General features: G+C 68.5%; 17 protein-coding genes (1 of these 17 only partly in view). 13 read left to right on the forward strand and 4 right to left on the reverse strand.

Annotation, left to right across the window (positions count from 1 at the left end):
• Both D3654_RS19035 and D3654_RS19040 read left to right on the forward strand, forming a co-directional pair.
• On the forward strand, positions 1-9741 hold the end of the coding sequence (locus tag D3654_RS19035) for a Calx-beta domain-containing protein (protein WP_162943802.1). It extends 19380 nt beyond the left edge of the window; only the last 9741 of its 29121 coding nucleotides appear in the window; the start codon falls outside the window, past its left edge; the stop codon is at positions 9739-9741.
• Between the two features lie 79 nt (positions 9742-9820).
• The gene (locus tag D3654_RS19040) at positions 9821-10699 is read left to right on the forward strand and encodes a helix-turn-helix transcriptional regulator (RefSeq protein ID WP_120523029.1); all 879 of its coding nucleotides are present in this window, start codon (positions 9821-9823) and stop codon (positions 10697-10699) included.
• 8 nt (positions 10700-10707) lie between these two features.
• Here D3654_RS19040 and D3654_RS19045 read toward each other — a convergent pair whose 3' ends face one another.
• Positions 10708-11943 carry an MFS transporter gene (locus D3654_RS19045; RefSeq protein ID WP_245413333.1) on the reverse strand — a complete coding sequence of 412 codons (1236 nt, stop codon included), beginning with the start codon at positions 11941-11943 and terminating at the stop codon, positions 10708-10710.
• Between the two features lie 207 nt (positions 11944-12150).
• Between D3654_RS19045 and D3654_RS19050 the strand changes: the two genes are divergently transcribed.
• Positions 12151-12600 (forward strand): SRPBCC family protein, encoded by a 450-nt coding sequence (locus D3654_RS19050; protein ID WP_120523104.1) that lies wholly within the window; start codon positions 12151-12153, stop codon positions 12598-12600.
• Here D3654_RS19050 and D3654_RS19055 read toward each other — a convergent pair.
• A complete protein-coding gene (locus D3654_RS19055) occupies positions 12581-12955 on the reverse strand; it encodes a VOC family protein (protein WP_120523031.1) in 375 nt (124 codons plus the stop codon). The two genes, D3654_RS19050 and D3654_RS19055, sit on opposite strands and share 20 nt — an antisense overlap.
• 193 nt (positions 12956-13148) lie before the next feature.
• Between D3654_RS19055 and D3654_RS19060 the strand changes: the two genes are divergently transcribed.
• The 8 genes from D3654_RS19060 (at position 13149) to D3654_RS19095 (ending at position 19442) form a co-directional block, all read left to right on the forward strand.
• Positions 13149-13451 (forward strand): urease subunit gamma, encoded by a 303-nt coding sequence (locus tag D3654_RS19060; protein ID WP_120523032.1) that lies wholly within the window; start codon positions 13149-13151, stop codon positions 13449-13451.
• 9 nt (positions 13452-13460) lie between these two features.
• Positions 13461-13814, forward strand: a complete 354-nt coding sequence (locus tag D3654_RS19065; protein ID WP_120523033.1) for an urease subunit beta — start codon at positions 13461-13463, stop codon at positions 13812-13814.
• The gene (ureC, locus tag D3654_RS19070; RefSeq protein ID WP_120523034.1) at positions 13811-15568 is read left to right on the forward strand and encodes an urease subunit alpha; all 1758 of its coding nucleotides are present in this window, start codon (positions 13811-13813) and stop codon (positions 15566-15568) included. Before D3654_RS19065 ends, ureC begins: the two co-directional genes overlap by 4 nt.
• 8 nt (positions 15569-15576) lie before the next feature.
• Complete coding sequence (ureE, locus tag D3654_RS19075) at positions 15577-16056, forward strand: urease accessory protein UreE (RefSeq protein ID WP_120523035.1); 480 nt, start codon at positions 15577-15579, stop codon at positions 16054-16056.
• The gene (locus D3654_RS19080; protein WP_120523036.1) at positions 16037-16717 is read left to right on the forward strand and encodes an urease accessory protein UreF; all 681 of its coding nucleotides are present in this window, start codon (positions 16037-16039) and stop codon (positions 16715-16717) included. The genes ureE and D3654_RS19080 overlap by 20 nt, the downstream gene beginning before the upstream one ends.
• Before the next feature lie 12 nt (positions 16718-16729).
• Entirely contained in the window at positions 16730-17347 is a 618-nt protein-coding gene (ureG, locus tag D3654_RS19085; protein WP_120523037.1) for an urease accessory protein UreG, read from the forward strand.
• A 206-nt stretch (positions 17348-17553) separates the two neighbouring features.
• A complete protein-coding gene (locus tag D3654_RS19090) occupies positions 17554-18387 on the forward strand; it encodes an urease accessory protein UreD (RefSeq protein WP_245413334.1) in 834 nt (277 codons plus the stop codon).
• A complete protein-coding gene (locus D3654_RS19095; protein ID WP_120523039.1) occupies positions 18387-19442 on the forward strand; it encodes a HoxN/HupN/NixA family nickel/cobalt transporter in 1056 nt (351 codons plus the stop codon). The genes D3654_RS19090 and D3654_RS19095 overlap by 1 nt, the downstream gene beginning before the upstream one ends.
• On the opposite strand, the gene treS is transcribed toward D3654_RS19095, so the two are convergent.
• A complete protein-coding gene (treS, locus tag D3654_RS19100) occupies positions 19439-21727 on the reverse strand; it encodes a maltose alpha-D-glucosyltransferase (protein WP_120523040.1) in 2289 nt (762 codons plus the stop codon). The genes D3654_RS19095 and treS overlap by 4 nt on opposite strands.
• 192 nt (positions 21728-21919) lie before the next feature.
• On the opposite strand from treS, the gene D3654_RS19105 reads away from it, so the two are divergent.
• Both D3654_RS19105 and D3654_RS19110 read left to right on the forward strand, forming a co-directional pair.
• Positions 21920-22504, forward strand: a complete 585-nt coding sequence (locus D3654_RS19105; RefSeq protein ID WP_205571862.1) for an HhH-GPD-type base excision DNA repair protein — start codon at positions 21920-21922, stop codon at positions 22502-22504.
• 31 nt (positions 22505-22535) lie between these two features.
• Positions 22536-23096 carry an HdeD family acid-resistance protein gene (locus tag D3654_RS19110; RefSeq protein WP_120523042.1) on the forward strand — a complete coding sequence of 187 codons (561 nt, stop codon included), beginning with the start codon at positions 22536-22538 and terminating at the stop codon, positions 23094-23096.
• A gap of 26 nt (positions 23097-23122) precedes the next feature.
• Here the strand turns inward: D3654_RS19110 and D3654_RS19115 are convergent, their stop codons facing one another.
• Positions 23123-24064, reverse strand: coding sequence for a carbohydrate kinase family protein (locus D3654_RS19115; protein ID WP_120523043.1), 942 nt, complete (start codon positions 24062-24064; stop codon positions 23123-23125).
• Positions 24065-24102: the final 38 nt, after the last annotated feature.

The following is a 24102-nucleotide window of genomic DNA, read 5'->3' on the forward strand; positions in this document are numbered from 1 at the left end:
CGCGGCTGGCTCAGCCCCGGAGCGCACGCCCCGCTGCTGGCCACGGGCGGCACCGGCAACGACCAGTTCACCGTCTACTCCAACCAGGCCGAGGTCCAACTTAACGGCGACGACAACAACGACATCTTCATCGTGCGGGCCTTCGCCGTGGCCGCCGTCTGCGACACCGACGCGGACAGCATCGCCGGCTGCGGCCTGAGCGACGTCTCCTTCGCTCCCGCCGGCGGGACTTTCCCCACCACCACGGCGTTCGGGTCCTGTGTCATCAACGCCGGCTACACCCGCTACGACCGCAACGGGGACGGCGTCTGCAACAACGCCGATGCCCACACCACCTTCAACCACCTGCCCGGCAGCAACGCTGACCTCGACAACACCAAGTGGGAAGACGACGTCATCCCGCTGGACCTGAACGGCGTGGCCGTCCCCGTGATCGGCCTGGGCTTCTCCACCTCCCGGCCGCTGGACATCCGGGCCGGCGGCGGCGAGGACGAGGTCCAGTACAACGTCAACGCCCCGGTCAACGTGGACGGCGGCACCGGCTTCGACAAGCTGGTGGTCCTGGGCACCGAGTTCGCGGACGATTTCGCCATCACGGACAAGGGCATCTTCGGGGCCGGGCTGAACGTCAAGTACACCACCATCGAAGTGGTGGAGGTGGACGGGCTGGAGGGCGACGACCAGTTCTTCGTCCAGTCCACCGCCTACGGGGTGGCGTACCGGGTGATCGGCGGCCTCGGCTCGGACATGATCAGCGTGACCGGCGACGTCACAGCGGACATCGTCACCCGCGAACTTGAGGGCCTCAGCGGCGCCGTGGACCACATCGTCACCTCGCCCACCGACCCCGGCTACGACGGCCTCACCGCCGACGGCGTGCCCTACAACCTGGCCACCCAGGACCGCGGCATCGTGGTGATCCGCGAAGGAACCGGCGGCACCCGGGTCCGCGAAGGAGCGGCCGGAACCGCCGCCATCAAGAGCTACGCCTACTACACGGTGGAACTCGCGGTGGTCCCGACGTCGAACGTGTACGTGAGCGTCTCCGCCGCCTTCCCGCCGTCGCAGGAAGCCGACGGCAGCCTGACCAACCCGGCCCCGCTGCCCAACGGCCTGGGCGACACCGTGTGGCTGTGCGTGGGAACCACGGACGCCCAGTGCGACGAGCTCTCCGAATTCCAGCGGCACTACGTGGTCAACGGCGCGGTGGTGGACGAGGCCGGCCGGGCACTGACCCTGACCTTCACGCCGGGCACCTGGAACACGCCGCAGCGCGTCTACCTCTGGGCCGTGGACGATCCCCGCGCCGAAGGCGACCGCACCGTGGTCCTGCAGCACAGCGTGATCAGCCAGGACACCCGCTTCCACCGGGCCGCGGTCCGCCAGGTCAACGCGCTGGTCTACGACAACGACACCCCCGGCGTCTACGTCACCGAGGTGGAACCCGGCGGCACCTCCGTGGACGGCCGCACCGTGGTCATCGAAGGCAGCGCCCTGACGCAGCGCACCGACGACCTCCTGCTCAGCCTCGCGAAGGCGCCCGCCGCGGGCCACACCATCTGGGTGAAGGTCTGGATGGACGCGGACAGCCAGCGGCTCATCCAGCTCGACTTCAGCCTGGTCCCGGCCGGCCGCTGGCTCGCCTTCTCCGACGGCCACGGCGGCACCTACTACTCCGTCAGCTTCGACTCCACCAACTGGAGCACCCCGCTGCGGATCGTGGTCAAGGCCCGCAGCAACAGCGACCCCGGCGACCCGCTGACCGCCGTCGTCAACTACGAACTCGACACCCTGCTCACCGCACCCGCCGCGGCGGCCGCCTACCCGTTCCCGAACCTGCGCAGCGGCCTGCAGCGCACCGACGTGCTGGTGTACGACGACGAGACCCCCAACGTGGTCAGCCTCCCCACCGGGGCGGACACCGTGGTTATCAAGTGCGGCAACTCCGCCTGCACCATCCCCGGTGGCACCGACGGATACACCATCCGGCTCACCCGGGCCCCCGCAGGCGGCGCGGGCGGCACCGTCCGGATCGCGCTGATCCCGGACGGCCTGGTGGACGTGGTCTCGGTGGGCGGCACGGCCGTCACCCCGGCCGGCTACGCGGTGGTGGGCGGGGACATCCCGGCCCGCGCCTTCCAAGGCGCACTGGCCATCGCCGGAGCTACCGTCAGCCGGGCCAACGGCAGTGACCTCGGCAGCTTCCTGGACGAAGGCTTCGCCGCCGGGCAGCGGATCACGATCTCCAGCTGCGGCGCGACCATCTTCACCGTCCTGTCCGTCAGCGCCAACGGCAAGTCCATGGTCCTGTCCTCCGCCCCGGCCTGCGCGGGCGGCGCCGGCATCAGCATCAACCGGATCACCCGCTCCGGCGCGTGGGACGGCACGGCCACAACGGAATTCGTGGGCGGCGCCTGGCGGCTGGTCCGGCCTGTAAGCGGCAGCTGGCTCGCCGACGGCTTCAGCGAAGGCCAGTGGGTGCAGATCTGCCAGGCCGGCACGTGCATCCGGGCCAAGATCGCCGTCATCCGCGGGGACAACGCCGGGCACGACGAGAAGCTGGAACTGCGCAACTTCGCCCTCAGCGGCGACTCTCTGGCCGCCTTCGGGGCCGGCGCCTTCATGGTGGTGCGGATTGCCGCCGTCGTGGACTTCACCGCCGCCAACTGGTTCCAGGAACAGTTCATCGAACTCCGGGCGGACGTGGCCTACGAACAGCCGCTGCAGCGGCAGGGCGTGAAGATCTTCCCGGCCGGCCAGCACCTGGTGTCCCGGCTGCGCGGCCCGCTCGCCGTGGAAGGCGGCGTCACCGGCGCTGACCGCTCCCTCCAGCTGGGCCTGAAGCTCCCGGGCGAACAGGACGGCCCGCTCTTCGCGATCGCCACGCAGGCACCCGAGTCCAAGCAGATCGACATCCTGAACATCTACAACGACTCCTCCCAGGCGAACGGGCGCGGGGCCATGAACAGCACCTCGCTGCGCGGCTTCAACATGGCCAAGGACCTCGACTTCGGGGCGGCCTACGGCGGTGCCGAGGGCCAGACCTTCGGCGAACCGCAGGTGTTCCCGGGCGGCATCAGCTACGGCACCGTCCAGTTCATCGACGGGCAGTTCGTCACAAACGGCGCCAAGTCCACCATCGAGGTCTTCAACCTGATGCTCGGCACCGGGAATGACCACCTGGACATCCAGGGCACCTTGCAGCCGGACGACGCCGTGAAGCTGACCGGCACCGTGGTGCTGGCCCCGTCCGTGGGCGAATACGGTTCCACCCACCGGATCAGCCGGCCCGCACCGTTCGACTGGAAGGCCCAGGGCTTCCTGATCGGCCAGCCGGTGACCATCAGCGGCCTCGCCGGAACGTGGAAGGTGCTCGGCTTCGGCGACGACGACCCGACGGACACCACCGACAACACCGTGATGTACCTGCTCCAGCTCACCGGCCCGGCGGCCGGCGCCTCCACCGCCGTGCGCACCCTGGTGGCCGCGGACGTGCCGGTCAGCGTCACCGGCGCCGTCACCACCGTCCCCAACGCAGCCAACGACGGCGGAACGGTCACCCGGGCGTCCGGCAGCTGGATCGCCGACGGCTTCGTCGCCGGCCAGTTGGTGATGATCCAGGGCGTCACGGGCGCCTGGCGGCTTACGGCGGTGACGGACCTGGTGCTCACCCTGGGCCGCGGAGACCCGCTGCCCGCCCTGAACGGCAGCCGCACCGTGTTCGTCCCCGGACCGCACGGCGGCCTCACCACCGTCCACGGCGGCGGCAACTCCTTCATCCGGAACGCCTTCGACATGCAACGCTCCGCGCCGGGCCTTGGTGCTCCCGCCGGCACCGGCCTGGTCCTGACCCGACTGGATGGGCTGCCGTGGGCACTCACCGACTACCTGCCAGGCAGCGGCTACTTCGCCCTGGACCCGTACGGCCACGGCCCGCAGCACATCCAGCTGGCAGGGGAGTCCTTCACCCGGCTCATCCTTGGCTTCGGCAACGCCACCTGCCCCTTCGCCGATCCGTTCCCGCACTGCGGCGAAGGCTCGGTCATGTACCTCTCCGGACCCGTCTACGGTGGCCCGACGGCGGTAGTCCCCACGGACGTGCACGCGGCCAAGCCCGTGGCGCTGACCGCCAGCGGCACCATGCAGTTGCACACTGATTACCTCGTCCGGACCGACGGCGGCTCCTTCCTGGCCGACGGCTTCAAGGTGGGCATGCAGGTGCGCATCAGCGGCCTCGCCGGGCCCTTCACCATCAAGGCCCTGACGGCCACCACCATGACGTTCTGGAACGCGGCCCTCCGGCCCACCGTCCACCTCAACGCCGCCGGTGTGGCGGTCTGGGATGCGCCGGTCTTCACGGTCACCGGCTACGACGCGAACCGCGACGGTGGCCTGCTGATCGGCGGCGACACCATCACCGTCTGCAGGCTCGTGGCCCCGGTCATCGACGGCACAGCGGTCCCCTGCGACCTCGACGCCACCGCGGGTCCCGGCTCGCCGCTGGTGGTCTACGGCGACACCAGCCAGGACGGCGTCTGGTATTCGGGCCACCCGTACGACGTCCTCGGCATGGAGTTCGGCCCCAAGCCCTTCGACCCCTTCGTCAACATCCCCGACGCCGGGAACGAGGACGACGAGTGGATGCTGGGCCTGGCCAACCCGTACGACTATGCCGGCAACGACATCATCGACGCCTCCGGCCTCTTCGCCCACCTGGCACCCGCCCAGCTGCCCACCGTCGGCTTCACGGCCTACGGCGGACTCGGCGACGACCTGATCATCGGCAGCCAGGCCGGCGACCACCTGGCCGGCGGCTCGGGCGACGACGAAATCCGCGGCCAGCGCGGCGTAGACCACATCTACGGCGACTCCGGCGTCAACGTCAACGTCTTCACCCGGGCGCTGGACATTGCCGTCGTCGACCGCAGCCCGCTGCCGTCCGTCACCGGCGCCGGCTTCCTCAACAACGGCACCACCATCCAGCCGTACCCGTCACCGGTCCGCGACGACCTGCTGACGGCGGGCCGGGACCTGCTCTTCGGCGAGGGCACCGGCACGATCGGATCGGGTGCTGGCGGCTCCGGACCGGAGTCCGCCTACGACGACATCGTCTTCGGCGACCACGGCGCCGTGATCCAGGACGTCGCGGACCCGAACGAACCCGACGCGCGCCTCCAGAAGATCCAGACGACGGCGCTCGCCTCCGTGCTGGCGGTCGAGTCCCGCAACCTGCAGCGCGGCGCGGACGACATCATCTTCGGCAACCTCGGCCGGGACCTGCTGATCGGTGGGGCCGGGCACGACATGGCCGACGGCGACGACGCCGACGACATGGTCCTCGGCGACAACGCCCACCTGCTCCGCACCGACTTCCTCAGCTACCACTTCCAGACGCTCTGCGGCACCCTGCTCTACAGCCGCAGCGACCAGCCCAACGCCTGCGGCGGAACGGTCACCGAGGACAACAGCGGCCTGCTCCTCGTGGACGGCACCCCGCGTGCCTACCGCGATCCGGACGGCGCCCCCTGGTGGGCCGAATACGACGTCACGAACCTCTTCCACGACTTCGCCTCGGACGAAGGCGGCAAGTGGGCCGGCAGCTTCGGAAACGACTACCTTGCAGGCGGCGCGGGCCACGACGTGATCCTCGGCCAGCTGGGCAACGACGTCATCCAGGGCGATGGCGGCATCGAGCAGGCCTTCGCACGCATGGTGGACGACCTCACCGTGACCCTGCACGCGGGCGCCTCCCGCACCCCGCTGGGCTGCACCGGCACCCCGGGCAACGTGGTTTGCGACTTCACCGGGGTGCTCGCCGTCGTCGCCTCCTTCGAGGCCGCCACCGACGGCGAGGACTACATCGAGGGCAACGCCGGCAACGACGTGGTGTTCGGCGGACTCGGCCAGGACGACATCGTGGGCGGCAGCAGCGACTTCTTCTCGCTGGTTACCCCCGAGCTCCGCCCGGACGGGCTGCCCTTCCCGGCCTTGGCCTACCTGCCCGGCGATGACCGCGGCGCCGACCTGCTGTTCGGCGGTGCCGGAACCCAGATCGCCATGAACAACCAGGTGAGCGGCGTGGCCGGCACCCCGGGCTTGCCCGGCGGCATCCTGGCTGACAATACTCTCCCCGCCAACATGCACGCCCGCGACGCCGACACCATCGTGGCGGACAACGGCCGGATCATCCGGATCGTGGGCACCAACCACACGGACGTCAACCCCACGGGCGCAGTCGGCGCGGCCAACTACGTCACCTTCAACTACGACAACTACGGAAACCAGCGGATCGTGGTCCGCGGTGTCCACCTGCTCGACTACACCCCGGGCGGCCCGGACTTCGTCCCCGCCAACTTCGGCCAGGGTGCCGGTTCGGACTGCAACGGCTCGCCCACCCAGCCCACCTGCTCGATCGTCCTGGACACCGCCACCGGCACCTGGAAGTACACGCAGATCGGCGGCCGCGACGAGGTCCACGGCGAATCCGGCGACGACACCGCCTACGCCGGCGCCGACCACGACGCCCTCTACGGCGACGCCCAGGACGACGACCTGATCGGCGGCTGGGGCAACGACTGGATCTCCGGCGGCACCGGCACCGACGGCATCCTCGGCGACGACGGCCGGATCTTCACCAGCCGCAACACCGGCTGCTCCGTGGCCTCGAGCGCGGTGTGCACGCAGCTGGGCGAGCCGCTCTACGGCGTCTACCGGTTCCGCACCGTGGACCCTGACACCCGCACCAGCGAAGGGGATGTCCTCAACGAGGCCATCTACACCCCCGGCCGGGTGCAGACCGCCACCATCAACGTCGCCGGGCAGCTGGCCAAGGCCGCGGACCTCACCCCGTACAACCTGGGCGACAACGTCAACGCCAGCCAGCACCACGTGGCCAACCAGCCGCTCTTCGACGCCAACAACTCGGACGACATCATCTTCGGCGGCTGGGGCAACGACTTCATCCACGGCGGTGCCGGCGACGACGCCATCTCCGGCTCCGAGGCGCTCGGCACCTCCTACGCCCAGCACTTCGACGCCAACGGCAACCCCGTGGGCCTGGAACTGATCGACTTCCTGCACCCGTACAACCCGGGCGACGTGCTGCACTTCGGCGCCGACACCAACGCCTGGCACAGCAACAACCACAACATGGGCCGGCTGGGCGAATTCCTCCTCTACGACGAATACGATCCGCGCCGCGCCATCCTCTTCAACGCCGATGGCAGCGTCTGGAAGGGCACTGTCCCGCCGTGGGCCCGGCAGTTCTTCCTGAACAACGACGCCGGCTCCGGCAACTGGGTGACCGCCTGTGTCGCCGTCGACAACCAGGGCAACTGCACCGCAACCATCACCAACCAGCCCTCCGACGGCGACGACGCCATCTTCGGCGACCTCGGCAACGACTGGTCCGTGGGCGGCACCGGCCAGGACACCCTCTGGGCCGGCTGGGGCAACGACCTCTCCAACGCCGACGAGCTGCTGACCACTAACAACGGCCTCAACGACGCTCCCGACGGCGTGAACTCCAGCTACCAGGACCGCGTCTTCGGCGGCGCCGGCCTGGACATCCTGATCGGCAACACCGGCGGCGACCGGCTGATCGACTGGGTGGGCGAGTTCAACAGCTATCTCGTCCCGTTCGCGCCGTTCGGCATCGCCACCGTCAGCCGCCAGGTGGAACCGCAGCTGCCCAGGTTCCTGTACGCCCTCTCCCGCAGCCAGGGCGCGGACCCCACCCGGGCCACGGATACCGGCAATGATCCCGCCCGGAACGGTGAACCCGACGGCGAGCTGGGCCTCATCACCCAGCACGACCACGGCCAGTGGCAGACGCAGACCGGCGGACCCACCGACCCGCAGGCGGGCAACATCCCGGGCGGCCGCCGCGACACCCTCCGCGGCGCCGACTTCAACGACGGCACACTGCAGGGCTTCGCTACCGACTCCGGTGCGTTCGCCGTCCAGAACGGCCTGCTCAAGGTGACGGCCGCCGGGCCCTCGCAGGACGCCGTCGCCGTCTGGTACTCGGACGCCTACAAGTCCGTGTACTACGAAATCGCGGCCAAGATCTCCATGGACAAGGCGGTGGGCGGTTGGAAGGCCAACGCGTTCACCATCTTCGATTACTTCGGTCCGGAGGACTTCAAGTTCGCCGGCATCGACGATTCGATCAACAAGATGGTGATCGGCCACCGCAACGCCGCCGGGTGGTGGTACGACGCCCAGGCCTCGGTGCCCGGCTCGGTGAGCGCCGGCAGGTTCTACGAGCTCAACGTGGTGGTCAACGGGCTGGTGGTCACCGTGACGATCGACGGCAAGAACGCCTTCAGCCACCAGTTCCCGGTGCGGTACGTCGACGGGGACGCCGTGGCCCTGAACAAGGGCTTGGTGGGCTTCGGTTCGCAGCAAGCCCAGGGCTGGTTCGACAACATCGCCCTGACGGTCATCTCGCCGGAGATCTCGCTGGACCGCACGGAATACTTCGACGACGGCACGGCCGAGGCGTTCACCCCGGCAGCCGGCTCGTGGAGCATCGACACCGGCCGCTACCTCGCCAGTGCAAGTACCGGCGCCGCGTTCCCCGCCAACACGGCGCTCGCCTCGGCCCAGTTCGGCAGCACCGGCATCGACTCCCTGTCCTACGTAGAGGTCGAGGCCACGTTCCGTGCCGCCGGCGTCACCGGCATCGTCTTCGACTACTACGCCGCCAACGACTACAAGTTCGTTGTCCTCGACGTGCCCGGGCAGCGGGTGCTGATCGGGCACGTGAGCCCGCGCAGCGGCTGGGTGGTGGACCAGGCCGTCGCCCGGACCACCGCCGCCGGCAGCGAACAGACCCTCAACCTGGTGCTCAAGGCCACCGTGGCCACCGTGACGCTCAACGGCCAGGTGGTCACCAGCCGCTCCTTCAACTCCGCCGTCGCGGACGGCCGTACCGGCCTCCTCGGCAGGCCCGCGTCAGGCACGGAGCCGGCCTCGTTCAACAGGTTCCGCTTCCGCACCGACGATGACCAGTTCACCCCGCCCGCCGTCATCCAGCGGGAAGTGCGGATCGGCGATGCCACCGTGGTCGAGGGCAACAGTGGCGCCAAGACGGTGACGCTTACCCTGACGCTGAGCCGGGCCCAGGACACAACGCTGACACTCAGTTGGCGGACAGTGGCCGGGACTGCGGCGGCGGGCTCGGACTTCCTCGCCGCTTCCGGGTCCGTGACCTTCGCGGCCAACAGCACGACGGCGACCATCACCGTGACTGTCTACGGGGACGCTGTGTATGAATCCGCCGAGCAGTTCATGGTCCAGCTCCTCGCCGGGCCGGACTTCAACCTCGCCGACGGCTTCGGCCAGGTGACCATCAGCAACGACGACGCCGCCCCGGCCGGCGGTGCCGCCGCCGCCACGATGTCGTCGCCGGACGCTTCGTCCTCGACCCAGCCCGCCTCCTCCGCCTCCACCGATCCGGCGCCCGCGGCGGCCTCCTCCGATGCCCCGCTCACCGTGAACTACCTGCCCGACGGCGGCGTCAGCTTCGCCGTCCAGGGCGCCAACAACCGGGACTACTACACCGTGCGGATCGTGTCCGGGGACTACTCCACCACCCTCACCGTGGTGATCGGCGCGGACGGCACCGGCACTACGCAGGCCGTCTACCCGCCGTCGGGCAGCTGCACGGCCACGCTGGAAATCCCCAAGCAGATCAACCGCTCCCGGGTCCTGGCGACGGTCACCTTCACGGTCTGAGCCCGCCCGGAGCCCCGCCGCCCAAAGCGGGTACTGCGGGAGGCTCCCTCGCCGGGGCCGCTGCGCCTACGGTTGTTCCATGGATAACCGTGCAGAAGTCCGTGAGTTCCTCACGAGCCGCCGCGCCAAGGTTTCGCCCGAACAGGTGGGCCTTCCCGCAGGCTCCAACCGCCGCGTGGCGGGGCTGCGCCGCATCGAGGTGGCGGCGCTGGCCGGAATGAGCGTTGAGTATTACACCAAGCTGGAACGCGGGGCGATCAGCGGGGCCTCGCCGGAGGTCCTGGACAGCCTGGCCCGCGCGCTCCTGCTCGACGACGACGAACGGGCCTACCTTTTCGACCTCGCCCAGGCGGCCAGCCCGGTGGGCCGGCGTCCCCGGAAGCGGAACCCCGCGGACTGGCGCCCGCACGCCAGCCTCCAGTGGATCCTCGATTCCGTCACCGAGGGCCCGGCGTTCGTCCGCAACGGCCGGATGGACCTGCTGGCCGGCAACCTCCTGGGCCGGGCCTTCTACAAGGACATGTACGACGCGGAGGGCCACACTCCCAACTTTGCCCGGTTCATCTTCCTCGACCCGCGAGGCTTCGACTTCCACCCGGACTGGGAACGCGCTGCGGACACCACCGTGCAGATCCTGCGCATGGAAGGAGCACGCAACCCCCACGACAAGGAACATCACGAGCTGATCGGCGAGCTGGCCACCCGCAGCGGGGAGTTCCGCCGTCGTTGGGCCGCCCATAGTGTCTGGCGCCCCGGTGCCGGCTTCAAGGTCTTCCGGCACCCGGTGGTTGGCGAAATGACACTGGCTTTCGAAGGCATGGAAATGGCGTCCGATCCCGGGCTGACCCTGACGATCTATGCGGCGGAGCCGGGAACACCGTCCGCCGAACGCATGCAGTTGCTCGCGTCCTGGGCGGCCAGCGAATACGGCGGCCGACCGGCGGACCAGTCCTCGTAGGCGGCGGCTTAGCCGGCTGCTGTGTCCCGGCCGGCGGCCTTGGCGGTCAGCACAGCCAGCAGTGCGGCGGCCCCGAGCACCGCGGCACTGACCATGAAGGTGCTGCCGTACCCGCCGCCGTCGAACAGGACACCGCCGAGCGTGGACCCGAAGGCGATGCAGGTCTGGACCGTGGCCACCATGAGCCCGCCGCCAGCCTCGGCGTTGTGGGGCATGGCCGTGGCCACCCAGCTCCACCAGCCGACCGGGGCCGAAGTTGCGAGAAGCCCCCACAGCCCCAGCAGCACCAGCACCGCGGCGGCCGAGGGACCGCACGGAACCAGGGCCAGTGCGACGGCGGCCAGCAGCGCCGGGATGACGGCCAGGGTCCGGTACAGGCCCGGGCCGAGGAAGCGGCCGATCAGCAGCGTGCCGATGAAGCCCGCCACGCCGACGATGAGCAGCGCCAGCGACACCGTGGCCACATCCACCTTGGTGACTGTCTCCAGGAACGGCCGCACATAGGTGAAGAGGATGAACTGGCCCATGAAGAAGGCGCCGCATGCGGCCATGCCCAAGGCAACAGGGCGGCTCTTGAGGGCCGCGAAGATGCCGAAGATCTGCCGGACTGACGCCGCTGTCCTGGCGGCCTCCAGTGAGGGCAGGCTGAACCACTGCCAAGCCAGGCACAATAGCGAGATCGGGACCAAGCAGAAGAAGGCCCCGCGCCAGCCCACCACAGCGCCAAGGTAGCTGCCCAGCGGTGCTCCCAGCACGGTGGCCAGCGCGCCGCCGCCGTTGAAGATGGCCAGGGCTCGGGGCAGCCGGGAGGCCGGGACGAGGCGCATGGCGGTGGCCGCGGACATCGACCAGAAGCCGCCCACGACCACGCCGATCAGCGCCCTGCCGGCCATGTACACGGGGTAGTCCGGGGCCACGGCCACCATAGCGCCGGAGATGCCCATCAGCGCCGTCATAGCTAGCAGCAGCGTTTTGCGGTTCATCCCGCCGGCCAAGGTGGAGACTGACAGGCTGGTCAGCACCGCGAACAGTCCGGAGATCGCGATGCCCTGGCCAACCATTCCCTCGGACACGCCAAGGTCCGCCGCCATCGGCGTCAGCAGGCTGACGGGCATGAACTCCGAGGAGATCAAGGCGAAGGCACACAGCGACATCGCGAAGACGCCCTGCCAGTGAGCAGGGTGTTCTTCGGCCGGCGCTGGGTGAGCTGCGCTTACAGGCTCAATGGACGTGCCGTGTGACATGGAAATCCCCTTTCGACCGCGGGCGGGTTCTCCCCGACAAATCCAATGGGACCACCCGGCGCCCGGCTGAGGGAGTCTCGGTTGATACGGGTACTGCGAGTACCTCCCTGCAGTCCAGCAGAAACTCACCGCACTCCAAGATCTGCTCCGTCATGCGGGCCTACACTTGGCTCAGGGCGAGGGCTAGCAGGACGGCGGGTGATCGGGATGGTCGATGTCCAGGTTGAAACAGTCATCAACCGGCCGCGCGCCGTCGTAGCGGATTACGCGGGCAATCCGGACAAGGCGCCTGAGTGGTACGCCAACATCAAGCGGGTGAGCTGGGAAACCGAACCGCCGCTGAGGCGGGGTTCCCGGCTGGCGTTCTCCGCCCGATTCCTCGGCAGAACCCTTGACTACACCTACGAGTTCGTGGAGTTCGTGCCCGGCGAGGTCCTGGTGATGCGCACTTCGCAGGGGCCGTTCCCGATGCAGACCACCTACCGCTGGGAAGACCACGGCAACGGCACCCGGATGACCCTGCGCAACACCGGCAAGCCTGCGGGCTTCTCCAAGCTCGCGGCCTTGGTCATGGCACCCATGATGAAAAGCGCCATGACCAAGGACCTGAAGCGGCTGAAGGAAGTGTTGGAAGCTCCTACAGGTACGGCTGCGTGATCATTTCCAGGCCGTGTCCGGCGGGGTCCTTGAAATAGACACCACGGCCGCCGTGCTCGGTGTTGGTTTGCCCCGCCAGTTGCATCTGCGGATCAGCCCAGTGCTCGATTCCGTTCGCCTGCAGGCGTGCGTAGGCGCGGTCGAATAGTTCATCGTCCACCAGGAACGCGTAGTGCTGCATCTGGATGTCCACCGGCGGCTCGGCAAACTGCAGCAGCACGCCGCCTTCCAGCATGACATTGGTGAACGGCCCCCAGGAGGGTGCCTCGGAGAGCTCAAAAATCTCCCGGAAAAACCGCGCTGACTCGTTCCGGTCCTTGGCGGCAATGATGGTGTGGTTGAAAGAAACGGTCATGTAAGACCCCTTGGATACGACGCCTCCATGCCTGGCGCAGTCCGCCAACGGCACGCGACGTTGCCAACAGCCTAGTGCAGGCCGTAGCCCGCTTCGGCAGCCGCCTGTAGTCCTCCCGAAACCTCTCCGAAACACCCCGGGCCTACCCTTGTCACACACCCGCGGAAACCGTGCCCGGCGATGAGGAGAAGCGATGCACTTGATGCCCCGTGAGCAGGAAAAGCTCATGATCGTGGTGGCGGCGGACCTGGCCCGGCGGCGGCAGGCCCGCGGGCTCAAGCTGAACCACCCCGAAGCCGTGGCCATCATCAGCTACGAGCTCATCGAAGGCGCACGCGACGGCCGCACGGTGGCCGAGCTCATGGGCTGGGGAACCACCATCCTCGGCCGCGAGGACGTCATGGAAGGCGTGCCGGAAATGATCCACGACGTGCAGATCGAGGCCACCTTCCCCGACGGCACCAAGCTCGTCACCGTCCACCACCCCATCCGCTAGGAGGCCGCCATGATCCCCGGCGAATACCGGCTCCGTCCCGAGCCGATCCACTGCAACAGCGGCCGCGAGGCAATCGCCGTCGACGTCGTCAACCGGGGCGACCGACCCGTGCAAGTCGGCTCCCACTACCACTTCGCCGAGGCGAACCGGGCGCTTGAATTCGACCGCGAAGCTGCCTACGGCCGCCGCCTGGACATCCCGGCCGGCACCGCGGCGCGCTTCGAGCCGGGGGACCGGCGCACCGTGCGGCTCGTCGAACTCGCCGGGCGGCGCGAGGTGCACGGACTGTCGAATGCCGTGAACGGCCCGCTTGACCATGGAACCGTCGACGGCGGCACGCACCTTGAGGGAGGCACCAAGTGAGCTTCGACCTTCCGCGCCGGCAGTACGCCGAGCTGTACGGCCCGACGACGGGCGACGCCATCCGCCTCGCGGACACCGAGCTGTTCCTCGAAATTGAGAAGGACTACACCGTCTACGGCGAAGAGGCGGTGTTCGGCGGCGGCAAGGTGATCCGCGACGGCATGGGCCAGAACGGCCAGGCCACCCGCGACGGCGGCGCCACCGGACAGGAAGTTCCGGACACCGTCATCACCAATGTGATTGTGCTGGACTACACCGGCATCTACAAGGCCGACGTCGCCCTCCGGGACGGCCACATCCTCAGGATCGGCAAGGCCGGTAACCCGGACATCAGTGACGGCGTGGACATCGTGATCGGCACCGGCACCGAGATCATCTCGGGCGAGCGGAAGATCCTCACCGCCGGCGGCATCGACACCCACATCCATTTCATCTCCCCGGACCAAGTGCCCGCGGCGATCAGCAGCGGCATCACCACCATGGTGGGCGGCGGCACCGGCCCGGCCGAAGGCACCAAGGCCACCACGGTCACTCCCGGGCCCTGGCACATCAAGCGCATGCTGCAGGCGGCCGAGGGGCTGCCCGTGAACATTGGCGTCTTCGGCAAGGGCCACGCCTCCGCCGTCGAGCCCCTGGCCGAGCAGATCCGGGCCGGCGCCGTCGGGCTGAAGGTCCACGAGGACTGGGGCTCCACCACGGCCTCGATCGACAATTCGCTCAAGGCCGCCGACCAATACGACGTGCAGGTGGCCATCCACACGGACACCCTCAACGAGTGCGGCTTCGTGGAGGACACGATCAAGGCGATCGACGGCCGGGTGATCCACACCTTCCACACCGAGGGCGCCGGCGGCGGGCACGCCCCGGACATCATCAAGATCGCCGGCATGCCCAACGTGCTGCCCGCGTCCACCAACCCCACGTTGCCGTATACGCGCAACACCATCGAAGAGCACCTGGACATGCTCATGGTCTGCCACCACCTCAACCCGGACATCCCGGAGGACGTGGCCTTCGCCGATTCGCGCATCCGCGCCGAAACCATCGCCGCCGAGGACGTGCTGCAGGACCTCGGCATCTTCTCCATCACCTCCTCCGACTCGCAGGCGATGGGCCGGGTGGGGGAGGTCATTACCCGCACCTGGCAGCTGGCGGACAAGATGAAGAAGCAGCGCGGCGTTTTGGAGGACCCCCGGGGGGAGAGCGCTGCCGGGACCCACGGTTCCGCGGACAGCGACAACTTCCGCCTCAAGCGCTACGTTGCGAAATACACAATCAACCCGGCGATCGCGCAGGGCATGGCGGACTCCATCGGCTCCGTGGAGGAGGGGAAGTTCGCGGACCTCGTCCTCTGGGATCCGGCGTTTTTCGGCGTGAAGCCGGAGCTGGTGCTCAAGGGCGGGCAGATCGCCTACGCCATCATGGGCGACGCCAACGCCTCCATCCCCACGCCCCAGCCGCGGACCATGCGGCCCATGTTCGCTACCTTCGGCAAGGCCATGCAGAAGTCCTCCATCACCTTCCTGTCCAAGGCCGCCATCGAGGCGGGCGTCCCGGAGGAGCTCGGCTTGGAGAAGGTGATCCGCCCGGTTTCCGGCATCCGTTCCCTGAGCAAGGCGGACCTGAAGTTCAACGACGCGACTCCGGACATCGCCGTCGACCCCGAAACGTACCGGGTGACCGTCGACGGCGAGGACGTCACCTGCGAGCCGGTCACCGAGCTGCCGATGGCGCAGCGCTACTTCCTCTTCTAGGAGCTTTTGTGATCATCGAAAAAATCCTGGGCAACGTGTACGAGCTGCCAGCCCCGGGACGCTACGCCGGCCGGCACAAGGAAAAGGTGGTGCTGCCCAGCGCCCTGCTGGTCAAGCGGATCCAGCGGGTCACGACGGACCACGGCAAGGAACTCGGCATCCGGCTGCCCTCCGGCTCCCCGGACCTGCGCGACGGCGACATCCTGGCTGTGGAGGACAAGAACCTGATCGTCGTGTCGGTGCTGCCCACGGACGTGCTGGTGATCGCCCCGCGGAGCATCCACGAAATGGGCGTCGTGGCGCACTCCCTCGGCAACCGGCACCTGCAGGCGCAGTTCTTCGACGCCGCGTCCGAGTACGGCGCCGAGGTGATGGTGTGCCAGTACGACCACACTGTGGAGGACTACCTCAAGCACGTCGGCGTGCCCTACGACCGACAGGAACGCGTGATGCCCGTTCCCTTCCGCCATGCCGAACACAGCCACTAGCCGCCGCCTCGCCCTGCAGCAGCTCACGGATTCCGCGCTGCCCACCGGCGCATTCGCGCACTCCTTCGGCTTCGAGTCCTACATGGAGCGCGGGCTGGTGCACGACGAAGCAAGCTTCGGCAGCTGGCTGGCCGCGTTCCTGGGCCAGCAGCTGACGTACTCGGACGCCCTGGCCATCCGCTTCCTCTACGAAGGCCACCCGGTCGAGGAACTGGACGAGCTCCTCACCGCGCAGCTGCTTCCCCGTCAGATCCGCGAGGCAAGCATCAAGATGGGCGGGCGGCTGCTCGGGATCGGTGCCGAGGTCTTCCCGTCCCCGGAGCTGGACGCCTACCGGGCTGCGGTGACCACCGGCCGCGCCGCGGGCCACCAGCCGCTGGCGTTCGCCGTCGTCGCGCGCTCCCTGGAGGTCCCGCTCGGGGAAGCGCTCGCCGCGTACCTTTTCGCCGCCGTCACCTCGCTGACGCAGAACGCCGTGCGCGCCATCCCGCTCGGCCAGAACGCCGGTCAGCGGCTGCTGCGGAACGCGCACGACGGCGTTGCTGCCGCCGTCGAACGGGCCGGCACCCTCACGCCGGACGACTTCGGGGCCATCAGCCCCGGCCTGGAGATTTCGCAGATGCGGCACGAGAAGCAACGTGCCCGCATGTTCATGAGTTAGTAGGAGGACACCATGTCAGAACCCGTTAAGATCGGCATCGGCGGACCCGTGGGCGCCGGCAAGACCCAGCTGGTGGAACGCCTCACCCGGCACATGAGCGCGGAGATTTCCATGGCCGCGATCACCAACGACATCTACACCATCGAAGACGCCAAGATCCTCGCTGCCAACGGCATCCTGCCCGAGGACCGGATCATCGGCGTCGAAACCGGCGGCTGCCCGCACACGGCCATCCGCGAAGACACGTCCATGAACACGGCTGCCATCGAGGAGCTCAAGAAGCGGCACCCGGGGCTGGAGGTGATCTTCGTCGAATCCGGCGGCGACAACCTCTCGGCCACGTTCAGCCCCGAGCTGGTGGACTTCTCGATCTACATCATCGACGTCGCCCAGGGAGAGAAGATCCCGCGCAAGGCCGGCCAGGGCATGATCAAGTCCGACCTCTTCATCATCAACAAGACCGACCTCGCACCCCACGTCGGCGCGGACCTGGCCGTCATGGAACGCGACTCCCGCGAGTTCCGGGGCGACAAGCCCTTCTGCTTCACCAACCTCAAGACGGACGAAGGCCTGGACGCGGTCATCCAATGGATCCGGCACGACGTCCTGATGCTCGACCTCGCGCGATGAGTACGACGGCGGGCGGCAGCAGAGCGGTTCCCACGCCGGCTCTCCCCGCTTGCGGCGCTGCACCGGATATAAGGGGCCGTGCCCGTCCCCAGGCGCTCCCAACCCTCGCAAGCTCGGGTCGGGGCCCTCGCGCCAGTGGGCCCCCCACGAGGCCCTCCACACCGCGGCCCCTTATATCCGGCTCCGCTGCTGCTGTTGAGTCACCTATGGGCGAGCTTCAGCTGCGGGTCGCCTTGCGTGGTCAGCGTTCCGTGGCCGTGCATCAGTTCCATCAGGGTGCCTTGCGGGTGTTGCGGCCCCATTACTTGGATGACTCGGGGCAGCTCGGCTACGTGGTGGTCAATCCGGGTGGGGCGTACTTGGATGCGGACCTGTATGTGGTCGACGTGGAGGTGGAGGACGGGGCATCGCTGCTGCTGACCACGCAGTCGGCCACCAAGATCTACCGCACGCCGGGTTCCTTTGCCGAGCAGCGCATGTCTATCCGGCTGGGGGAGGGCGCCAGGCTGGAACTGGCACCGGACCAGCTCATCGCCTACCGGGAGGCCAGCTACCGGCAGGACACCCGCATCAGCCTGCACCCGTCGTCGAGCCTGGTCGTGAGCGAAATCGTCACGCCCGGCTGGTCCCCGGACGGCACGGCGTTCAAGTACGAGGAACTGCGGCTGCGCACCGAAATCCGGGTGCAGGACCGGGCGGGGGGCGCGGGACTGCTGGCCCTGGACAACGTGCTCATCCGACCGCCTTCGGGGGACGTCACCGGGCTGGGCTTCATGGAGGGCCGCAGCCACCTGGGCTCGCTGCTGGTAGTCGACCCGCGGGTGGACCAGGCCCTCGCCGACGAACTGCACAGCCTTGCCGCCCCGCACGATGCCTTGGCAGGGGTCTCCCTGACCGCGACGGTCGGCGGAACCACGGGGCTGGTGCTGCGCGCCCTCTCGGACAACACTGAGGAACTGAACCGCCTTCTCGGTGCCTGCACCGCGCACCTGCGCAGGCACTGGTACGGCCAGGAGCCGCTGAACCTGAGGAAGTACTGATGACCGCGCTCGCAGCCCTGTACCGGCAACGCGAACACCTGCCGCTGCGGACGCGGCTGCTGTTCACCTTCGGTGCGGTCGCCGCCCTGCATCTTGCCGCCGTCGGGCTCCTGCTGTTCGGCCTGCTGCGTTCGGCGGGAACCGGCGGGCAGCCGCTGGCGCTCGGGCTGGTGCTCACCGCGTACCTGGCCGGGGTCAAGCACAGCTACGACTGGGACCACCTCGCCGCCATCGACAACTCCACCCGGAAGTTCGTCGCCCAGGGCAGGGAGCCCGTCAGCGTGGGCTTCGCGTTCAGCCTGGGGCACAGTTCCGTGGTGGTGCTCGCCGGCGTGCTGGTGCTTGCGGGTGCCACCGTGGTGGGGCGGTTCATGGAGGACGGCAGCGCCGGGAACCTGGTGCTCGGGCTGATCGGCAGCGGTGTCTCGGGCCTGTTCCTCCTTGCGATGGGTGTCTTCAACGGCTCGGCGTTCCTCCGGGCGTCGCAGCTGTACCGGCATGCGAAGGCCGGCGGGGCGGCGGCCGTCGAGGACCTGGAGGCCAAAGGCTTTGTGGCGCGGCTGCTGGCCCGGCCGCTCGCCCGGGTGCGGCGCCCCCGGAACATCTACGTGATCGGCTTCCTATTCGGGCTGGGTTTCGATACCGCTACCACCATCGGGCTGCTGGTCATGACGACGGCGGCCTCCCTCGCCGGAGTATCCCCGCTGGCGCTGCTCGCGCTGCCGCTGGCCTTCGCCGCGGCCATGACGCTTTGCGACTCGGTCAACGGCGTCGCCATGATGCGCATGTACCGCTCCGCCCTGGCAGACCCGCGCCGGAAACTGGGCTTCAACGCCGTGATCACCGGGATCTCCGCGGCCTCGGCGCTATTCATTTCGGTTGTCACCCTCGGCGGGTTCCTCAATGCCGCGTTCGGCCTGGACGATCCGGTCACCGCCTGGCTCGGGTCGATCGACCTCGGCGAGGCCGGGCTGCTCCTCGTGGCAGTGCTGCTCGCGGTGTGGGGGACGGCAGTGTTGCGCGGGCGGGCCGCGCGCGGGAAGACGGTTTCCTAGCGGCCGTCCTCCTGCTCCTCCAAGGGATCCTCTTCCCGCAACAGCAGGGCGGTGCCCTGGAACGCGGGCAGTTCAAGGAAGAAGCTGCCCAGATCGTCCACCTGGCCGATCGTGCTGCCGCTGAACAGGTCCTGCACCGTGGAACCGGGCAGCAGGTGGCTTGACTGGATGCTGCCGGCCACGTCCTGGTCCGAGAAGTTCAATACGGTGACCTCCAGCCCGCCGCTTCCCAGCCGGGTGACCAGGACCAGCAGGCCCCGGTGCGAGACATCGGGGACATCCAGCAGTGTTCCGGTGGCGATGCCGTGCTCTTCGCGGACGGCGAGGACATGCTGGAGGCGCCGGGCAAAGGAATTCGAATCCTGCAACTGCTCCGGCAGCGGGCCGTACAGGCTGCGGGCCCGGGGCATGCCGGAGGCCGAGGCCTTGGCGTCCGGGCTGGTACCCATGAGGTCATGCGCCCCGCGGTTGATCCAGCGCGTGTCGCCCTGGGCGGTGAGTTCCGCGACGCTCTGCCGGTCAAGGGCGGCGATGCCGGTCAGGTCCCAGCCGGACAGGGCAAAAACTCCGGGCTGCAGGGCGTTGTACATGGCCAGGAGGATGTGGGCGTCCAGCACCCGCGCCTCCTGTTCCTGCGTCATTGCTTCCGGGTTCCGGATGCCTAGGGCCGCCATGATGAAGCTCACCGTGGTGCAGGCGATGCCGTTGGTGGTGAACACGGCGTTGTACGGCGCGCTCTCCCCGGTGAGGCGCTCACGCATGGTTTGCTGGACCTTCTCGGCCAGCTCGGCGCCGGTGAGTTCTTCGCCGCCGAGCTCGAACACTTCATCCCGGTGCCCCGAGGCGAAATGCATGAGCTCATAGGTGAGTTCGTCATGGTTCTGCAGAGCGTGCACCAGTGACGCCTGGTCCACGCCAATCTCCATGGACAGCCGGAGCATGAGCCGCAGCAGCTCGGTGTCCGCGGTGACCAGCGCGTAGTGGTAGGCCGGCCGGGTGATGAAGTCGTAGGACAGGTCCGGGCCGGACTCGGAGGTGGCCTTGATGTCGTCGATGGTCAGGTTGAGCTCCTGGAAGGAGAACCCGCCCACCTTGCGGACCATGGAACCGATGAGCTGGTTGGCGGCCTCGGAGAGCGGGTGGCCCTCCGACCAGCCGGGCTGCTCCTCGGCGCTCTTTTCCACGCCCAGGAAACCGTTGGCGTCCAGCCGCAGCGCCCCGGTGCCCAGGTCAAGCAGGGAATGCAGGGCGTCGCCCACCACCAGGCGCATGCCGGCGAACGTGGGGTCCAGCCAGTTGATGGACGGCTGGCCGGCCTTGAAGTAGTGCAGGTACACCCAGCGTCGGGTCTTCCCCGTGGTGTCCACCACCGGCCGGGTGGCGCTCCAGTTGGTTTCCTTGACCCCGGGTTCGTAGAAGATCACCCGCTGCAGCCGGCCGATGATGTAGCCGGCCTTCTGCAGCGCCTGTTCGGAGTCCGGGCTGAGGTTCACCGAGTCCTGCCCGTCCGGAACGTCGGGCAGCAGGTGCCAGTCCTCCTCCGGGATGTCCACCATGTGGTAAATCCCCGGGTAGTCCCGGAAGTTCATCTCGGCGAGGCGGAAATCGGCGCCCTTGCCGGTGTGGCCGGGCACGATGTCGTCGATGATGGTGCCGTCGTGGTCGGCGGCCACCTCGCACATGCTGCGGAACTCGTCCTCGGTGCCGAACACGGGATCGATCGCCATGCTGATCCGGTCGAAGTGCCCGTCCACGCTGGGCGTCTGGGACCAGCCGCTGATTCCGCCGGCCAGTTTGACGGGCCCGGTGTGGATGGCCCGGATCCCGATTTCCCGGAACGCGTCCCACATGTTCTTGTCGCCCAGCGCGGCCAGGAAGGATTCGCCGGGCCGGGTGATGAAGGACAGCGGATACGCGGTGAACCACACGGGCGCACGTTCGACGGCGGCCCTCGGGTTCGGGTGGGCGTAGGAGTTCTGCCACATGCTGGCCTGCCCCGAAAGCTGCCGGGACAGGGTGTTGGCGTCGCCGAGCATTGCCTGGTTGCGCAGCCATTCGACGTACGCGGTGTTGCGGCCGTCGAACTCGAAGGAGGGCTTGGTGGCGAGGTACTGCCGCCGCCGGGCAATCGGCCGGAGGGCCTTTGGCCGCGCGGGGTAGAACTGTTCGTCGTAGTTCATGTCGGGGTCGACCGCGGTTTCGGCGGCGGCCGGCACCGCCTCTCCTTCCCCGCCCGCAAGGGTGTCCGATTCAAGAAGACCGTCGCTGGCACTGAATTCCCGCATAGATTCCTCCTACCGGTGGGTGCCCGCGGACCGCGGGCATCGTTCCAGGTCGCCTTGCCCCTGCCAACGTACCCCAGAGTGCCGGGACCCGTCAGGCGTGGCTCGGCCACATTTCCCAGCCCCGGTGCTTGGAACCGCGGTCTTGCGCGGACGGGCTGACGTGCTCACAGGCAGGGTGGCAGGATAGGGCGCATGGAACTGCACATCACAGGGGACCCGGCCGCCGACAAACTGCTCAGCGACGACGCGTTTGCGCTGCTCACCGGCATGCTGCTGGACCAGCAGGTCACGATGGAGTCGGCGTTCGCCGGCCCGGAAAAGATCCGGACGCGCATCGGCTCGATCGCGCCCGCAACGGTCGCCGGTTTCGACCCCGCAGGCTTCGTGGAGATGTTCAAGGAGGGCCCGGCCGTGCACCGCTTCCCCGGCTCCATGGCGGGGAGGGTCCAAGCGCTCGCCGAGACCGTCGAGCACGAGTGGGGCGGGGACGCCACCGCCATCTGGACACAGGGCGATCCCGACGGCAAGGAAGTGCTGAACCGGCTCAAGGCCCTGCCGGGCTTCGGCGAGCAGAAGGCCAAGATCTTCCTGGCGCTCCTCGGCAAACAGTGCGGGCTCCAGGCCGAGGGCTGGCGCGAAGCCGCCGGGAACTACGGCCAGGCGGACGTCTTCCTTTCCGTGGCGGACATCGTGGATCCGGAATCGCTCCGCAAGGTGCGCGCCTCCAAGCAGGCTGCGAAGGCCGCGGCCAAGGCAGCCAAGTCCGCAGGGCACTGACATCCGGTCCGCCGAGGATTAAACTGTGGCTATGTCCGCCATAGCAGCGCGCAAGTTGTTCAAGCATTCGGGCACGGGACTGATGTTCCGCGGGGCTTTGGCCTTGCTCCTGGCCTGGGCTGTTGCGGCCCTCCCGGTGGACACGGTGTTCGCCCTCGCGTACGTGTTCGGAACCTATGCGATGACCGACGGCGTCGCGAACCTGGCGCACTACTACTACGATCCCGTCCGCCACTCCCGCTGGAGCATGATCGGCGGGATTGCCTCCGTCGGCGTCGGCCTGGTGGCCGTTTCGTGGCCCGGCATCGCCGTCATGCCCTTGGCCCTCCTCATCGGGATATGGGCCCTGGCACTGGGTATCACGCAGATCTTCATCGCGCTCGAAGGCAGGACCACCATCAGGGCCTGGCGTAGTGCCGCGCTGACAGGCTTTGTCCTCATCGCGTTCGGCGTCCTTCTCCTCGTCAACCCCGGCGCCGGAATCCTGGCACTTTCGGGGATGCTGGCGGCGTTCACCGCCGTCGCCGGCGTGCTGCTGGTGGTCTCCGGAATCTCCATGCGCCGGGTGGAAGCCCGCTCGGCGACTGTCTGACTGCACGGGTCCGCTCCGACGCGCTACTAGGCGGGCGCAGGTGCCGGCTCCGCCGTCAATTCTTCCGTCGTGGGCGGGTTTGCGCCGGGCCTGTTGACCGTGATGGCGGCTGCTTTGGACGCCGTCCGGCCGAGGATTTCGAGCACTGCGGGAGCCAGGCCGTCGCTGCTGCGGCTGAGCAGGCCGTAGACCAGGGCGGCCATGTAGGAATCGCCGGCTCCGATGGTGTCGGCAACAACGGTCTTCACCGCCGGCACGTGCAGGCGGTTCGCCGGTGTCGCCAACAAGGATCCTTCGGCGCCGCGCGTGATCACGGCCAATCCGGCACCAAGTCCGAGGACGCGGTCGGCGGCATCGTCCAGTCCGAGGCCGGGGTAGAGCCAGCGCGCGTCCTCGTCGCTGAGCTTGACCACATCCGTCAGTGGAACGAGGTCCTCGAAGATGGCGAGTGCTTCGGCATGCGTGCCGAGCAGGGCAGGCCGGATGTTGGGGTCGTAGGTGACCAGGGTTTCGCGGTACGACTGCTCGAGCAATGTCCTGACGGCTCCCGCGCCAGGGGAAAGGAAGCTGGCGATCGATCCGGTGTGCAGGATCCTGGGGAAGGAAGGGGGAGCCACGGGCGCCAGTTCCCAGGAGATGTCGAACTCGTAGCTGGCGGAACCGTCGGAAGCCAGCGTGGCGGTCGCCGAAGCGGTCCGGCCCGCCGAGATGGACCCCGGGAGCAGGGACACGCCGGCCGAGGACAGGTGGCGGGAAATCGCGGCACCGCGTTCGTCGTCGCCGATCGAGGTCAGCAGGCTGGTCCTGACCCCCAGCCGGCCCAGCCCGTAGGCCACGTTGGCCGGCGAACCGCCCGGATGTTCAACTGTGCCGCGGGAAGAAGTGACGACGTCGATGAGTGCTTCGCCGATCACGACGACGTCGGCTGACTCTGCATGGTGAGCGGAGTCTGGGTACGAGTGGGCCATTTCAGGGAGTCTTTCGCAGGGCCGTCCGCGGACGCGGC

The organism is Arthrobacter celericrescens, from assembly GCF_003614925.1.
In the GTDB taxonomy this organism is placed as follows: domain Bacteria; phylum Actinomycetota; class Actinomycetes; order Actinomycetales; family Micrococcaceae; genus Arthrobacter; species Arthrobacter celericrescens.

What these genes read in the sequence shown, in the direction of transcription:
- D3654_RS19040 (WP_120523029.1), top strand. Translation starts at nt 9,821, where the DNA reads ATGGATAACCGTGCAGAAGTCCGTGAGTTCCTCACGAGCCGCCGCGCC.
- D3654_RS19045 (WP_245413333.1), bottom strand. Translation starts at nt 11,943, where the DNA reads ATGTCACACGGCACGTCCATTGAGCCTGTAAGCGCAGCTCACCCAGCG.
- D3654_RS19050 (WP_120523104.1), top strand. Translation starts at nt 12,151, where the DNA reads ATGGTCGATGTCCAGGTTGAAACAGTCATCAACCGGCCGCGCGCCGTC.
- D3654_RS19055 (WP_120523031.1), bottom strand. Translation starts at nt 12,955, where the DNA reads ATGACCGTTTCTTTCAACCACACCATCATTGCCGCCAAGGACCGGAAC.
- D3654_RS19060 (WP_120523032.1), top strand. Translation starts at nt 13,149, where the DNA reads ATGCACTTGATGCCCCGTGAGCAGGAAAAGCTCATGATCGTGGTGGCG.
- D3654_RS19065 (WP_120523033.1), top strand. Translation starts at nt 13,461, where the DNA reads ATGATCCCCGGCGAATACCGGCTCCGTCCCGAGCCGATCCACTGCAAC.
- D3654_RS19080 (WP_120523036.1), top strand. Translation starts at nt 16,037, where the DNA reads ATGCCGAACACAGCCACTAGCCGCCGCCTCGCCCTGCAGCAGCTCACG.
- ureG (WP_120523037.1), top strand. Translation starts at nt 16,730, where the DNA reads ATGTCAGAACCCGTTAAGATCGGCATCGGCGGACCCGTGGGCGCCGGC.
- D3654_RS19090 (WP_245413334.1), top strand. Translation starts at nt 17,554, where the DNA reads ATGGGCGAGCTTCAGCTGCGGGTCGCCTTGCGTGGTCAGCGTTCCGTG.
- D3654_RS19095 (WP_120523039.1), top strand. Translation starts at nt 18,387, where the DNA reads ATGACCGCGCTCGCAGCCCTGTACCGGCAACGCGAACACCTGCCGCTG.
- treS (WP_120523040.1), bottom strand. Translation starts at nt 21,727, where the DNA reads ATGCGGGAATTCAGTGCCAGCGACGGTCTTCTTGAATCGGACACCCTT.
- D3654_RS19105 (WP_205571862.1), top strand. Translation starts at nt 21,920, where the DNA reads ATGGAACTGCACATCACAGGGGACCCGGCCGCCGACAAACTGCTCAGC.
- D3654_RS19110 (WP_120523042.1), top strand. Translation starts at nt 22,536, where the DNA reads ATGTCCGCCATAGCAGCGCGCAAGTTGTTCAAGCATTCGGGCACGGGA.
- D3654_RS19115 (WP_120523043.1), bottom strand. Translation starts at nt 24,064, where the DNA reads ATGGCCCACTCGTACCCAGACTCCGCTCACCATGCAGAGTCAGCCGAC.